The 13,366-nt window shown below is 50.8% G+C and carries 14 protein-coding genes; 7 read left to right on the top strand and 7 right to left on the bottom strand.

All coding sequences use genetic code 11. The features are described from left to right. The first annotated feature begins 77 nt into the window (after nucleotides 1–77). The 3 genes from AC5JLP_RS15525 (at nucleotide 78) to AC5JLP_RS15515 (ending at nucleotide 3,469) form a co-directional block, all read left to right on the top strand. Complete coding sequence (locus AC5JLP_RS15525; protein WP_496068831.1) at nucleotides 78–1,475, top strand: cytochrome c biogenesis protein; 1,398 nt, start codon at nucleotides 78–80, stop codon at nucleotides 1,473–1,475. 129 nt (nucleotides 1,476–1,604) lie between these two features. Then, nucleotides 1,605–2,093, top strand: coding sequence for a hypothetical protein (locus AC5JLP_RS15520; RefSeq protein ID WP_496068830.1), 489 nt, complete (start codon nucleotides 1,605–1,607; stop codon nucleotides 2,091–2,093). Nucleotides 2,094–2,578: 485 nt separating this feature from the next. Next, nucleotides 2,579–3,469, top strand: coding sequence for a S66 peptidase family protein (locus AC5JLP_RS15515; RefSeq protein WP_496068829.1), 891 nt, complete (start codon nucleotides 2,579–2,581; stop codon nucleotides 3,467–3,469). On the opposite strand, the gene AC5JLP_RS15510 is transcribed toward AC5JLP_RS15515, so the two are convergent. Both AC5JLP_RS15510 and AC5JLP_RS15505 read right to left on the bottom strand, forming a co-directional pair. Next, the gene (locus AC5JLP_RS15510; protein ID WP_496068828.1) at nucleotides 3,423–5,129 is read right to left on the bottom strand and encodes an alpha/beta hydrolase; all 1,707 of its coding nucleotides are present in this window, start codon (nucleotides 5,127–5,129) and stop codon (nucleotides 3,423–3,425) included. The two genes, AC5JLP_RS15515 and AC5JLP_RS15510, sit on opposite strands and share 47 nt — an antisense overlap. Beyond that, nucleotides 5,126–5,482, bottom strand: coding sequence for a phage holin family protein (locus AC5JLP_RS15505; RefSeq protein ID WP_496068827.1), 357 nt, complete (start codon nucleotides 5,480–5,482; stop codon nucleotides 5,126–5,128). The genes AC5JLP_RS15510 and AC5JLP_RS15505 overlap by 4 nt, the downstream gene beginning before the upstream one ends. Before the next feature lie 414 nt (nucleotides 5,483–5,896). Here AC5JLP_RS15505 and AC5JLP_RS15500 point away from each other — a divergent pair, with 414 nt between their 5' ends. Beyond that, entirely contained in the window at nucleotides 5,897–6,115 is a 219-nt protein-coding gene (locus AC5JLP_RS15500; RefSeq protein WP_496068826.1) for a hypothetical protein, read from the top strand. A 20-nt stretch (nucleotides 6,116–6,135) separates the two neighbouring features. Here the strand turns inward: AC5JLP_RS15500 and AC5JLP_RS15495 are convergent, their stop codons facing one another. Then, nucleotides 6,136–7,047, bottom strand: coding sequence for a hypothetical protein (locus tag AC5JLP_RS15495; protein WP_496068825.1), 912 nt, complete (start codon nucleotides 7,045–7,047; stop codon nucleotides 6,136–6,138). Between the two features lie 161 nt (nucleotides 7,048–7,208). Continuing rightward, complete coding sequence (locus AC5JLP_RS15490; RefSeq protein ID WP_496068824.1) at nucleotides 7,209–7,970, bottom strand: SDR family NAD(P)-dependent oxidoreductase; 762 nt, start codon at nucleotides 7,968–7,970, stop codon at nucleotides 7,209–7,211. A gap of 126 nt (nucleotides 7,971–8,096) precedes the next feature. Here AC5JLP_RS15490 and AC5JLP_RS15485 point away from each other — a divergent pair, with 126 nt between their 5' ends. The 3 genes from AC5JLP_RS15485 to AC5JLP_RS15475 all read left to right on the top strand — a co-directional run bounded on the left by AC5JLP_RS15485 (nucleotide 8,097) and on the right by AC5JLP_RS15475 (nucleotide 10,892). Next, complete coding sequence (locus AC5JLP_RS15485; protein ID WP_496068823.1) at nucleotides 8,097–8,861, top strand: creatininase; 765 nt, start codon at nucleotides 8,097–8,099, stop codon at nucleotides 8,859–8,861. Between the two features lie 230 nt (nucleotides 8,862–9,091). Then, nucleotides 9,092–10,153, top strand: coding sequence for an ABC transporter substrate-binding protein (locus tag AC5JLP_RS15480; RefSeq protein ID WP_496068822.1), 1,062 nt, complete (start codon nucleotides 9,092–9,094; stop codon nucleotides 10,151–10,153). 40 nt (nucleotides 10,154–10,193) lie between these two features. Continuing rightward, nucleotides 10,194–10,892, top strand: a complete 699-nt coding sequence (locus AC5JLP_RS15475) for a cysteine hydrolase family protein (protein ID WP_496068821.1) — start codon at nucleotides 10,194–10,196, stop codon at nucleotides 10,890–10,892. A 37-nt stretch (nucleotides 10,893–10,929) separates the two neighbouring features. On the opposite strand, the gene AC5JLP_RS15470 is transcribed toward AC5JLP_RS15475, so the two are convergent. From AC5JLP_RS15470 to AC5JLP_RS15460, 3 genes are all read right to left on the bottom strand, one after another. Then, entirely contained in the window at nucleotides 10,930–12,504 is a 1,575-nt protein-coding gene (locus tag AC5JLP_RS15470) for a B12-binding domain-containing radical SAM protein (RefSeq protein WP_496068820.1), read from the bottom strand. Between the two features lie 279 nt (nucleotides 12,505–12,783). Then, on the bottom strand, nucleotides 12,784–13,026 hold the full coding sequence (locus tag AC5JLP_RS15465; protein ID WP_496068819.1) for a YgiT-type zinc finger protein: 243 nt from the start codon (nucleotides 13,024–13,026) through the stop codon (nucleotides 12,784–12,786). A 6-nt stretch (nucleotides 13,027–13,032) separates the two neighbouring features. Then, nucleotides 13,033–13,278 (bottom strand): type II toxin-antitoxin system HicB family antitoxin, encoded by a 246-nt coding sequence (locus AC5JLP_RS15460; protein ID WP_496068818.1) that lies wholly within the window; start codon nucleotides 13,276–13,278, stop codon nucleotides 13,033–13,035. Nucleotides 13,279–13,366: the final 88 nt, after the last annotated feature.

The following is a 13,366-nucleotide window of genomic DNA, read 5'->3' as shown; positions in this document are numbered from 1 at the left end:
TTTTAAGTTTTGAGTTAGATAGCTGCTCAAAACTCATCACTCAAAACTCATCACTCAAAACTAATAACGTGCTTCAAATGTTTGCAAATTCTTCGCTCTTCACGCGTCTATCTGGTTTAGGAACAGCTTCTCGAAGCTTCTTCAGGAGAGAACTGCTGCCTGTGTTGTCTGATTTGCGGTTGGCGATCGTCCTGTTGCTGGCGATCGCGCTGTTCAGCGTGATAGGGACGGTGGTGGAGCAAGGGCAATCGGCTGCGTTTTATGAAGCCAACTATCCAGAGCATCCGGCGCTGTTTGGGTTTCTTACCTGGAAAGTGTTGCTGATATTGGGGTTAGATCATGTCTATCGGACGTGGTGGTTTCTGGCATTGCTGATTTTGTTTGGGTCGAGCCTGACGGCCTGTACCTTTACGCGGCAGCTTCCGGCCTTGCGCTGGTTTTCGCGCACGTCGCGTAAGTTCTACAGTCAGCCGCGCCAGTTTCAGAAGTTTGCCCTCAGCGCCGAGTTTAAGCAAACGTCGTTAGATGACGTGTGGCCGCTGTTAGAGCAGAAACGGTATAAGCTGTTTCGCCAAGATGACGCGGTGTACGCTCGCAAAGGGATTGTGGGACGCATTGGGCCGATCGTTGTCCACGCGAGTATGCTGCTGATTTTGCTCGGCGCGATCGTCGGGGCGCTGATGGGGTTTGTGGGGCAAGAGATGGTGCCCAGTGGTCAGACGTTTCAGATCAAGAACATTGTGGATGCGGGGCCGTTTGCCGAATCGCAAATTCCCAAAGATTGGTCGGTGAAGGTGAACCGCTTTTGGATTGACTACACCCCGCAAGGCGCGATCGACCAGTTCTACTCCGATATGTCGGTGCTGGACAGCGAGGGAAGGGAAGTCCAACGCAAAACCATTCATGTGAATGAGCCGCTCCGTTATCACGGTGTCACGATGTACCAGGCAGATTGGGGCATTGCTGCGGTTCAGGTTCGCATCAACAACAGCCCCATTTTTCAGCTTCCAATGGCGCAACTGGATACAGGTGGCAAAGGTGGACGCATCTGGGGCACCTGGATTCCCACTAAGCCAGATTTGAGCGCAGGGGTCTCTCTTATCGCCAAAGATTTGCAGGGCATGCTGCTGGTCTATGACACCTCTGGTAAGCTGATTTCCACCGTTCGTGCTGGCATGTCTACCCCGGTGAATGGCGTGACGCTGGCAGTGAAAGAACTCATCGGTAGCACTGGACTGCAAATTAAAGCCGATCCCAGCATTCCGATCGTCTACGCTGGCTTTGGGCTACTCATGCTGGGCGTGATGATGAGCTACGTCTCCCACTCGCAAATCTGGGCACTTCAAAAAGATGGACACCTCTACATTGGCGGTCTCACCAATCGTGCTCAGGTTGCCTTTGAACGCGAAATGTTGGAGATTTTAGAACGGTTGGATACGCAAGAACAGGAAACGAATGCTGTCGTAACGGTGTGAGGCGATCGCTGAACAAGAAACTTGCAAACAATTGCGTTGTGTCAGATCCCCGACTTCTGATCTAAGGGCACTTAATCAGTCAAAATCTGTAAAGAAGTCGGGGATCTAGATTGTCAGCCCAAATTAGCCATGCCAAAAAGTTCTATGGCGCTCAGTTTGAGTCAAGAAGTGAAAGACCACCTAGACTTGGTGGCACCTGCAATGGTATTTTTTGCTTTGCCTGCGAGTCAGCAAATCGACGTATTACCGACGCTGGCAAAGGAACAAAAATATGATTTTTCGCAAGGTGATCTATTCACAAGTAACCCGCTTGAAGTGTTGTTAACTGCTTATACAAACTGTCTGAATAATCTCCTCAATTGGCTTGTAGTTATGGCAGATGAACCGAGAAGTCAGGAAGCCGAGATTTTGAACAGCCTCATTGAAGATCTCCTAAACACAGCCCATACAATTGTTGATGATTGTTTTGAAGAGATTGGTAATGTGGATAGTCTTGAATCTCCTGAATGGAGCAAACTTCGTCGGCTCTCCCAAGCGGTGCAACAGCAACTTCAAATTCGGCTAGAACTCAACACCGCAGCTATTAACAGTTTCATCAGTTATTGGCTTCATGCTTGAACAATTAAGTACCCGATCGCGTTCTAAACCTTTGACTAAACTGTAATGCCGTAAACCATGCGTCTCTACCAACCGCCATCATCGCTACAATCGGGTTACTCACTGCGAGTGATTGGCCCCAGTGGCACTTTGCGAGAATTTAAGTCCTTTCAGGATAGGGTTAAGATCTAGCGATCGTGCGGCGATCGGGTTGAACTCACTCCTGCCCAACTCAGAGCTAGCATAGTAAACTAGTTCTATGAGGAGCGACCATTCCAGGGAACGGGGTGATGAAGGAAGACCCGTTGGTTTAGCGTTTAATGATGCTCAACGAGCACGACAGGGGATGTCTTTATTCAGTTAGATGAACGCTCTGTATCATCTTTTTTTGGGTAGAAGCGCTGCACTGGGAAAACTTAGCGATTTACAACAAGCAGTTATTTTTGAGTCATCAGCATTGCTCTAGACATAGCTGATTGCAGGTAGGAGCGCCTCTCACCGATCAAATGCACCTTTGTCAACCGCCACCACCATTACAACCAGGTGACTTACTGCGAGTGATTGCCCCTAGCGGCACGTTGCGGGAGTCTGAGGCGTTTCAACGTGGAGTGGAGATCTGGCGATCGCGCGGCTACCGGGTTGAATTGACTCCGGGCTACGACGATCGCTGGGGCTATCTGGCAGGGAAGGATACCGATCGGCGCAAGCAGTTATTCACCGCACTCAACGATCCAGACTGTCGTGGCATTCTTTGTGCGCGGGGTGGCTATGGCGGTGCGCGGTTGCTCGAAGACTGGTCGTGGGCAGGGCATGATCCCAAATGGCTGATCGGCTTCTCGGATATTACCAGTCTGCTGATGAGCCTCAGTCTACAGAGCGTTTCAGGCGTTCATGCACCGCTGTTAACAACGCTGGCAGCAGAACCGGAGTGGTCAGTGCAACGGCTGTTTGCTTGGGTAGAAGGTCGATCGCTCCCGCCTCTAGAAGGAGTAGGTTGGGGCGGCGGACAAACAGCGGGAGTGCTGTTACCTCTCAATCTCACAGTGGCGACTAATCTTTTAGGAACGCCCGTACAACCTGACTTTGCCGACACGATTCTGGCGTTGGAAGACGTGGGAGAAGCGCCCTACCGCATCGATCGCATGTTGACCCAGTGGAGACTCTGCGGTGCGTTCAAGGAGGTAAAAGGCATTGCGATCGGTCGTTTCAGCCAGTGTGATCCGCCAGTTGATATTCCCAGTTTCACCGTGGAAGAGGTGCTACGCGATCGCCTGAGCGACTTGAATATTCCGATCGTGTCAGGACTGCCCTTTGGTCACGACGGAGCCAATGCAGCGCTCCCAGTCGGCATCATGGCGCAATTAGACGGCGATCGAGGGCTTTTAGGCATCGGCTAAACAGTTCTAACGGCTGACCGCTGACAGCCTCCAACCCCTTCCCCGACTGTAGTAGGCTCAGAGGCAAAGGTTCCTGGCTCAAATACCTAGCATACGCACCGCTGAGATACTGACGGTAAGTAGTCTGTTGGGCAACGTGGGTTTCAAAGAACGCCAGACTTAATGCACTCAGATATCCACGGGCGATCGACGGATCGGAACCTGCCAAACTTGAGGGAATCTTCAACACACCCGAATCATCTGGCGCACCGCCCAGCACGGAAAAATGGGTACCATGCGTGATGAGCACAAGGTAGCGATTGGGCGTTGTCAGCCAGGTAAAAGGGCGGATCTGCTCCAGCACGGCAGGCGTTACTGCATCATCGCTGCCTGCAACCAGCATCGTAGGCACCTGAATCTGGCTCAAACTAACCCGACCCAGTAGGCTACTGGTGATAGGGTTAACCGCCAGCACTGCCTTAATGCGGCTATCCTGCAAGCTTTCCGCTGTCGGTGGTAGGGTTAACGCCTGACATTGCACCAACAGGGCAAGGTTGAACGATCGTTCGCTTTGGCAATCCTGTTGGAGTTGCGCGACGTTAAGTGGTGCACCTGCTAATGCCAGTGCTGCATAGCCACCTTGAGAATGCCCCATCACGCCAACCTGTTGAAGATTGAGTGCTTGAAGAGCCGTATCGGTACGCGATCGATGTTCGAGTGCATCCAACAACCGTTTGACATCCAGCGGCTGGTTAACCAACTCAGCTACATCAGGCTCGGTTGCTCGTCCAGCCAGAAATTGTCGGTACCGTTGAGCGCTATTACCAGGGCTTTCGGGTACGGCAACCGCAAACCCATGTGATGCCAGATGGATGGCGAGATAGGCAAAGGTATTGCGATCGGACGCTGCACCATGTAGTAAGACGATCAGAGGAATCGATGTTTTGTCTCCAGCGTTTCGTTCTGGAAGATACAGATCGACGGGGACAGTGCGGGCTTGCTCGGTCAACTGAAACGTTTGTCGCCGCCAGCGGACTGAGCCTGGTTGTTGCAGTTTTGGGCGCTGGGCAAAGTCGATCGAGGGTTGGGCAGTTGCCTCTGCGATCGCGATTTGTTGAACGGCAGCGATCACCTGCTGCTGTTGCTGCATACCCATTGTGAATGTTCTTACCAGCGCCAGGCCCGCTTTGAGGTCAAGTCGCACACTGGGTGAAGGATAGTGGCGCAGCACATTCACAACCGTAACGCCTTGGGGATCGGCAGCGGCTAAGAGAAAGGCTGCCCGCAGCGCATAAAAGCCGTTTTGTCCAGCGTCGGTCTGCACGATCGTACCAGCCTGTTGCAGGATCGCCTCTCCCAACCGCGTGTAAGTGATTTGGGAGATGAGTACAGGGCTGACAGATGCCCGTTGCTGAAGCCACGATCGCAGTTGACCAACCTGCTGTGGGTTCGCACGCTTGGTATAAAACGCTAACTCGTCGTTAACTTTGCCCTGCCTGGCGTAAAGTTCCAACGAATCCACCGACAGCGAGAACTGAAGTGGCCCAAAGAACATAGTAATACGGTCAGCAGCCGTAGCGGGTAAGGCGGCGATCGCGCTGGAGATAACCCCAAAACTAAGCGATCGCGTCAGGTTCACCCAACTCCGCTGCGCGAAAAACGAACGCAGTAGTTGCTTCATGCCGTCGGATCAATCATTCTCACAATCCAGGAAACGATGGTTGAAACAATCGTTAATGCAACTGCCCCAATCAGCGCTGTCAGGAATCCCGCAATGTGAAAGCCTGGCGTAATCGCGGCAACCAGCCAAAACGTAAAGGCATTGATCACAAACAAAAATAAGCCCAGGGTCACAATCGTCAACGGTAGCGTGAGGATTGTCAAGATGGGTCGAACGATCGCATTGACTACACCCAAAACTACCGCCCCAATCAGCGCAGCAGTGAACGTGTCAATCTTAAAGCCCGGTACAAAGTGGGCTGTAATCACTAGCGATACAGCCGTTGCCAGCCAAGTCAAAATAAAATGCAGCATTGCTCTTAGTCAGAAGATATCTAGAAGAATGGCTGAGCCATTTGCCGAAAGCATAAATCAGCCTGTGTATTCACTATAGTCACCTTGGTAGGCCAGCCGTATCTCAGGGACAACTCAGAGGTAAATCAGGTGGCTGAAACACACTCTAGTGGTCTGTCAAGACTTATTTTGTGAGTTTCTCACTTACAAAATAACAACCTTCACTAAACCCAAAGCACAAAATCAAAACTGACGAACCACTAGGGCGCGTCATCAATTCTTTGGCAAAAACTTGTGGTATCAGCCTTGCCGCGCCCGTCCCAATAAATCAGCTAGGGGCTGTAAGCCTTGATTCTTAGGCAATGAGCCGACAATTGTTGACAGCCCTAGTATCAAGCATCTTGCACTCATCGCCTCACTGAGCGATCGCCCATCATGGAAACCTCTCTCGTTAGCCCTCTCCAATTCTGCCTCAAGCAAATCTTGCCCTTTGCCTTTAGCTTTTTGGATGATGCACTACTGCTGCTACTGCCCCGTCTCGGCTTGCATGTAGATGGACTACACTGGCTATCGCCTGTTCTCTTCAGCGGCACGCTCCTATACTGGTTGGGACAGTTTTGCTACTGTCACTACCGCACTTCACTCGTTCATTGAACGCACTAAAGTGCCTCAGTTTACAGGCTAAAACCGTCTTTTAAGCGTTTCAGTTTAGATAGAAGTTTGTCTTCAAATGAAACGCGAAGGTTTCCCGATCGTGTAATTTCCTCCTTAATAAAGGCTGGACTTCTAAAATTAATGCTTGGGATCAGAAAAATTAAAGATGTGTAATGGGAAAAACCAGACCACCACGGTTGCCACGCATTAATGTGGTAATTAAATTCTGAATGCTGGAGAAGCTGCATGTCGATCGCGACAGGTAACGCATTCCCATAAGCGCCATGTTGCGGCACGTGGGAAAACATTATGCAGTGATAACGATCGGCTAACTCACATTTCAGCTCGTAGGAGTCACTCATCACCACGATCGGGAATGTTGAGCGAGGAAGAATCTTTTTTTCAATGATTTGAAACACGCGCTGCTTTAACGCATCGTCAACAGCCCCATCTGCTTTACCAATAAATTGATCGCCAGCCCGAATACTCAACACTTCATATTCAGGCTTTGTCAGCTTCTCAGCAATTGATCGTGTGACACTCTCATTAAAACAGTAAAACTTCTTTGCAAACGCGCGCGTTGCCGCTGGAAGGGATGTTCTGTTCCAATCACCCAGATTGGTACACAGATAAAGCTCCTCTTCCTGGGAGTTCAAAAACCGATCAACTTGGGCATACATCTCTTGGTGTTCATGCGTCTCAAAAAATTCTTGAGCCGTTGCAATGTTATGCGCTTCACCCAGATGAAAAAACGATGGGTCAAACTCAATGAGAGTAGAAAAATCTGTTTGGCTTACATCGACTCTAAGTTCGCATCCAGTGGCTTCTAATCGTTCAAATAAGTGGCAGGTACCTCTGATGAAATCACCCAATCCTGGTGGGTTGTGTTGCCATTGCTTGCCTGCTTTATACGTTTGAATAATCTTTTTCATCGCGGCACCTGTATACGTTACGGCAGAATTCAGGAGTCAAAAGTTAGGAATGACGAAGGCTAAATGTAAGGCTTTCAATCCCAAATCTGTACTTCATTTAGTTACAAATCGCTGTAAAACCTGCGATCGCAAAGCCTACAAGCCGCTCAGATTCTAGTCGCTCAAAGGATGGTCTTGCCGCCATCCACCACCAACGCGGCACCGTGCATCAAAGCAGGCGCGTCACTGGCAAGAAAGAGTGCCACTTGGGCAATCTCAGCGGGATCGCCCAGCCGTCCAATTGGCATGGTGGCAATGCCTTCTGCTTTGGCCTGAGCCGGATCAGCCGCTTGAGCGAATTCGCCTTGTAGCATGGGTGTTTCAATCGGCCCAGGACACAAAGCATTAATGCGAATATTCTCTTTAGCGTACTCCAATGCTAGGGCACGGGTGAACGATAGGACGGCTCCTTTGCTCGCACAGTAGGCCGCGTATAAGGGTTGAGCCACGATCGCCAGTTCTGATGCAGTGTTAATCACAACTCCACCACCCTGCTGCTGCATTTTTGGGATCGCCTGCTGGCAGAGGTAGAACACCGATTTGAAATTGACTGCCATCACGCGCTCTAGGGCTTCTGCATCCGTTTTCACAAATGGTTCAATGATGGCAATTCCCGCATTGTTATAAAGAATATCGATGCGTCCATAGGTATTACAGCAGTACGTGATCGCCTGCACACACGCCGCTTCCGTAGACAAGTCGGCAGCCAAAAAGTGAAATTGCCCCTCTGCCTGCAAGGTTGCTGCGAGTGCCTGCCCTGCCACCTCATTGCGATCGACTCCCAAAACCTGCGCGCCTTCTGCGGTAAACAACGCTGCCGCCGATCGCCCAATACCAGATGCAACGCCCGTTATTAATGCTACTTTGCCACTTAGCCGACTCATCGGTTACTTCCTTTATGACGTTTTTTATGACGTAGATATGGTTGGTGCTGAGGGAGGAAAGGGTGCTAGCTGAACATCCTATGCGGTCGATCGTGTAAAGTCCAATTAGATCGTTTAGGTGTGAGCATGAGTGCCTTGTTGATGAGTTCGTTGAGTTGGGTGGCTTACCAGGAGCGATTGCAGAAGGACGATCTGGTGCTGCTGCTGCCCTGTGGCGCGCTAGAGCAGCATGGCCCACATTTGCCGTTGGGAACGGATGCCTTGTTGAGTGGGGCGATCGCGCAAGCCGTAGCCGAGAGAATTAACGGGCTGGTGGCACCAACGCTGAGCTATGGCTACAAATCGCAGCCCAAATCGGGTGGCGGGCAGCATTTTCCGGGTACCACCAGCCTGGATGGACAAAGCTTGAGTCAGATGACGCGCGATGTCGTTCGTGAATTTGCCCGTCATGGGATCAAGAACTTGGTTGTGGTCGATGGACACTACGAAAATCAGTGGTTTTTGACGGAAGGGATTGATCTGGCGCTGCGGGAATTGGGAATCGCCAATCCCCTCCGTATCATGCGCCTGGAATATTGGGACTTTTGCACCGAAGCCACGCTCAACCATGTCTTTCCTGATGGCTTTCCAGGATTTGCGCTGGAACACGCGGCTGTCATTGAAACCTCGCTCATGCTGCACTTCTACCCCGATTTGGTGGCGTTGGATCAGCTTCCTACCGATCCACCTGCCAACTTTCCACCCTATGATGTATACCCCACTCGCATAGAATGGATACCTCCATCGGGTGTTCTTTCCTCAGCCCAGGGAGCCACTGCTACAAAAGGTTTGTTGATGGCAGAGCAAATTACGGCTAGTATTGCAGCGGCGATTCAGCATGAGTTTGGTTGAGGCAGAGGGCAGAAGGTAAAAGGCAAAGGGTAAAAGGCAAAAGCAGTTGTTGGTTGTTAGCTTTTGGTTGTTAGAAAGAAGCTGATGGCTGATAGCTGATAGCTGACCGCTATTTCCTCAAAACTCTCTACTCCTTGGCTAAACTTTTCCTGTCTGCTGTATTGGTGGTTGCATTCTCCACTCGTTACAAATGTAAAAATTTTGCGTTAGCTACAAGGATGGCAGAATTGATGAATTTCTCTAAGTCACCCCGTTGGACTCGGCGGCAGGCGTTGTGGATGATGACTGGCGCGATCGCAGGTGCCAGTGTTCATGCGTGTGCGAAACCGTCCGAAGCACCCTCTGCTCAGTCATCGTCGTCTCCGGCAGCATCGACTGGAGCAGGAGCAGGAACGGCATCAATGGGCATTACCACCTGGATTGGCAACACTCCGCTGTATATTGCTCAGGAGAAAGGCTTTTTCAAAGATCTGGGGCTGGCCTTAACGATCAAGGTGTTTGATACGGTGGCTCAGGCATTTCCAGCCTTTACGTCTGGTCAGTTGGATGGGTTGGCACCTGTGACCTCTGAAGCAGTGACGTTGGCTTCCAAAGGGGTCGATTTTAAGGTTGTGACAGTGGAAGATACATCCGTTGGTGCCGATGTCATCCTGGCGCGCAACAGCATTAAGAGCATTAAGGATTTCAAGGGCAAAAAAATTGCGGTAGAGCTGGGAGGCATTGGTCATTTCTTCGTGCTGCAAATTTTGGCAGAGGCAGGGCTGACCGCAAAGGATGTCACCCTGGTCAACACACCGCCCGATGCTGCTGCTGCCGCGTTTCAGACGGGCAAAGTGGAAATTGCCTACTCTTACTCGCCGTTTAGCAATCAGGCGATCGCGGCTCAAAAAGATGGGCGCGTGATTTATAGCTCGAAGCAAATGCCTACGGCGATCGCAGACCTTTACATCTTCAGCACAAAATTTGTGCAAGCGAACCCCAAAACCATTGCGGCGTTTGTCGAAGGCAACCTTAAGGGCGTAGAGTTTCTGAAGACAAACCGCAAGGAAGGCTTAGAAATTGGTGCTGCTAAGCTCAAAATTAAGCCCGAAGAGTTGGATCAGCAGCTTAAAGGGATTCGCATTCCCGACAAGGCAACAAATGTGGCGATGTTGGGCGATGCGAACAGTGACCAATATTTGCTGAAGCCAATGACAAAACTGGCCTCTTTCTTGAAAGATCAGGGACAAATTCAAACGGTGCCTGATCTCACCAAAGTGCTGGAACCGCAGTATGTGACGGCGATGAAGTAAAGCCCAAATGATGTAGAGCGAATTACAGGCACGATCGCAGATGGCTAGCTTTGATCATTCATCATCCCTGGTGGCTGCTCCCCACCCTTTTCCGATCGACCTGAGCCAAACTGCTCTCCTGGTAGTTGATATGCAGAATGACTTCTGCCATCCAGAGGGATTCTGTGGTCATAATCTGGGGGCTGATTTGTCAGCAGTGAGCGCGATCGTCCCTCGCATTCAGGCAGTGATTGAGTGGTGTCGCAGTCGTAGCTTTTGGGTTGTCTACACCCGCGAAAGCCATCAGGCAGATTTAGGTGATCTTCCACCCAGCAAGCAACTCCGGTATAGCAATGCTGGTTATCCAGTCGGCACACCGGGAAACATGGGGCGGTTTCTTGTGCGAGGCGAACCTGGTACTGCCCTGCTGGATGCTTTCACACCGTTGGCGACGGAACTTCAACTGGACAAGCCTGCCCAATCCATCTTCATTGGTACAGATTTAGAGATTAAGTTGCGCGATCGCAGTATCACTCACCTCTTGCTGACAGGCGTCACGACCCAATGCTGCGTACTGGCAACCTACCGCCACGCCACCGACCTCGGTTTCTACTGTTTGCTGCTCGAAGACTGTTGTGCGGCTTTTAGCGACAGTGACCATCAAGCCGCGATCGAGGTTGTGCAAAGTGAAAACGGCGCGATCGGCTGGGTTGCCAACTCGGAAACGCTCTTTACCACTCCGTGGGGACGTTACATGTAACGTCCCTACAGAATGATTTTGGCTGCTTGCAGTGCCGTTATTTACCTGCGATCGCCACGACTTTCTCCGTTAGCACTTCTGGTTGATAGTCCGCTAGCTTCGCCATGATTTCATCGCGCACGATGGCGCGGTAATCGATGAAATGCTCCAGTAGCGCACAGTTGGTCAGGTAGTGCTTGAAGACACCGGGATTTTTTTGCAAGATCGCAAAGAACTGCTGCCAGAACTGAATGCGCGTGCTGCGTTGAATGCCTTGTCGCCAGCAGATGATGAGCATGGCGCGTAGATCAACCAGCCCTGGTAGCTTAAATTTCTTTTTGTTCGGGCTGGGCTGCATGTTTAGAAAGTGACGGTAAACGCGCGCCAGGTAGCGATCGGGTTCATACAGTTCCCAGAAGCAGCGGACGTATTCCTGGGCAATTTCTTCTAAGGGACGAGTGGGCACAAAATTCGTCAGCGTGGTCTGGTGAATGTTAGCTTCGCCATCGCCTGCCCGCAGTCGTCCTTCTTTTTCGAGCCGATGCCACAGTGCCGTGTTAGGCAACGCTTGCAGCATGCTGAAAAGTGCCTGGGGAATAGCCGTTGCTTCTACAAAATCGATGATGCGATCGCCCGCACCTGATTTCTCACCATCAAAGCCGATAATGAACCCAGCCATTACTCGCAGTCCAGTGCGATTAATCGTTTGCACCGCTTCCACTAGAGAGTTGCGAGTATTTTGGAACTTTTGCGTGAGGGATAAACTGTCCGTATCCGGCGTTTCAATGCCCAAAAAGACGGCGGTGAAGTTCGCTGCAATCATCAGATCAAGCAATTCCTGATCTTGCGCCAGATCGACGGATGCTTCGGTAGACAGGCTAAAGGGATAGCCGTGCGCCTTCATCCAGGGAGCCAGTTCCTTTAGCATCAGCTTCACGTTGCGCTTGTTGCCAATGAAGTTGTCGTCCACTACAAAAATGGTGCGTCGCCAGCCCAGATCGTAGAGCGCCTGTAGTTCTGCCAGCAGTTGAGCGGGTGTTTTTGTGCGAGGTTTGCGCCCATACAGCACGATGATGTCGCAAAATTCGCACTGGAACGGGCAGCCTCTCGAAAACTGCACCGACATATCGCCGTAGGCATCCAGTTCCAGCAAGTCGAACCGGGGGACGGGTGTATCAGTCACGGCAGGCTTTTCGCCGTTAGCTCGGAATACGCCGGAGGTTTCACCCCGTTCCAGTGCCTCTACCAGCATGGGTAAGGTAATTTCGCCTTCATCCAGCACTAAGAAGTCGGCTCCTGCTGCCTGCACGGCTTCTGGTACAGAGGTGACATAGGGGCCTCCTACCGCTACTCGCTTCCCTCGCCGCTTTGCTGATTCGATGAGATAAAGCATGTCTGGCTTTTGCACAATCATGCCGGAGATGATGATCAGATCGGCCCAGTACCAATCGGCCTCACTCTCGTACCGCACGTTGCGATCGACCAGACGAAATTCCCAGGCTTGAGGCAAAATTGCTGCTACAGTCGTCAAGCTCAGGGGTGGTAATGAAACCTTGCGTCCAACCAATTCGAGGGCTTTATCAAATGACCAGAACGACTTTGGAAAGAGCGGATAAAGAAGTAAAACGCGCATGTGTGATCCAAACCTACAGCTACGGTTATTGTTCGACTAATCAAAAAAACAATTGATTAGGGCAAGCCCGATTATCATCGGTTATTGAGGGTTTTCCGAAAACTTGCTGAGTTCTTCAGTATTCAAGCTCACATGATCGCTCTCTTGAGAGATGATACTCGCGCCTGTTTTGTTCCCAGGATGAATCAACTACCGCAGTTTCAATCCGCACAGCTCCCATGATTTCAGGGAAGATGTATCTGTCTCAAGACGACCAGGGTTAGCGTAGGGGTCGTGCAATTAACTGATTTGGAACGATCGACCCAGTGGTATAAATTCTTCCGTCTGCTGGTTTTTCAGCTTTGCTCGAATGTCCTCAAAGCGTCGAACAGTTTTCTCGGAGTACAGGCGATCGCCGCACTGCAAACAGACCTCAGCCTTTACGCTCACAATTGCCATGTGAATCTCACCGCGCAAAAGCTTCTGCATGTTCTTTTCGACTAATTCACCGCTGCAAAGAGGGCATTGATCAACATTCATCATTAGGCGTTACACAAAATCATCAGACGGCTGTGGAATGTTATCGCCATGTCCATACACCGTCTCAATCCACAGTTGTCGTGCTTCTTCAATATTTGCCATGATTTCATCGGGCGTTTCGCCCTGTGTGATGCATCCCGGTAAATCTTTGATCATCGCTACATAGCCACCTTCTGCCTCCGGGTAAATTGTAATTGGATAACGAAGGTTCAGGTAGTGGTCTAAAGCTTTACGGCTGGTCTGTTTGGTTTGCATACCTATTTCCCATCACGTTTGAGCTAAGTTACCTTAATAGGACTTACGCAGTTGGGGCGTAGAAAGGTGACATAAGACTTGAGGAAAT

The sequence above is a fragment of the Stenomitos rutilans genome, assembly GCF_059505485.1.
This window is presented reverse-complemented; position numbering and strand designations above follow the sequence as displayed.

Excerpts from the sequence above, each read along its gene's own strand:
- AC5JLP_RS15525 (WP_496068831.1), top strand. The coding sequence starts at position 78 with ATGTTTGCAAATTCTTCGCTCTTCACGCGTCTATCTGGTTTAGGAACA.
- AC5JLP_RS15520 (WP_496068830.1), top strand. The coding sequence starts at position 1,605 with ATGCCAAAAAGTTCTATGGCGCTCAGTTTGAGTCAAGAAGTGAAAGAC.
- AC5JLP_RS15515 (WP_496068829.1), top strand. The coding sequence starts at position 2,579 with ATGCACCTTTGTCAACCGCCACCACCATTACAACCAGGTGACTTACTG.
- AC5JLP_RS15510 (WP_496068828.1), bottom strand. The coding sequence starts at position 5,129 with ATGAAGCAACTACTGCGTTCGTTTTTCGCGCAGCGGAGTTGGGTGAAC.
- AC5JLP_RS15505 (WP_496068827.1), bottom strand. The coding sequence starts at position 5,482 with ATGCTGCATTTTATTTTGACTTGGCTGGCAACGGCTGTATCGCTAGTG.
- AC5JLP_RS15500 (WP_496068826.1), top strand. The coding sequence starts at position 5,897 with ATGGAAACCTCTCTCGTTAGCCCTCTCCAATTCTGCCTCAAGCAAATC.
- AC5JLP_RS15495 (WP_496068825.1), bottom strand. The coding sequence starts at position 7,047 with ATGAAAAAGATTATTCAAACGTATAAAGCAGGCAAGCAATGGCAACAC.
- AC5JLP_RS15490 (WP_496068824.1), bottom strand. The coding sequence starts at position 7,970 with ATGAGTCGGCTAAGTGGCAAAGTAGCATTAATAACGGGCGTTGCATCT.
- AC5JLP_RS15485 (WP_496068823.1), top strand. The coding sequence starts at position 8,097 with ATGAGTGCCTTGTTGATGAGTTCGTTGAGTTGGGTGGCTTACCAGGAG.
- AC5JLP_RS15480 (WP_496068822.1), top strand. The coding sequence starts at position 9,092 with ATGAATTTCTCTAAGTCACCCCGTTGGACTCGGCGGCAGGCGTTGTGG.
- AC5JLP_RS15475 (WP_496068821.1), top strand. The coding sequence starts at position 10,194 with ATGGCTAGCTTTGATCATTCATCATCCCTGGTGGCTGCTCCCCACCCT.
- AC5JLP_RS15470 (WP_496068820.1), bottom strand. The coding sequence starts at position 12,504 with ATGCGCGTTTTACTTCTTTATCCGCTCTTTCCAAAGTCGTTCTGGTCA.
- AC5JLP_RS15465 (WP_496068819.1), bottom strand. The coding sequence starts at position 13,026 with ATGATGAATGTTGATCAATGCCCTCTTTGCAGCGGTGAATTAGTCGAA.
- AC5JLP_RS15460 (WP_496068818.1), bottom strand. The coding sequence starts at position 13,278 with ATGCAAACCAAACAGACCAGCCGTAAAGCTTTAGACCACTACCTGAAC.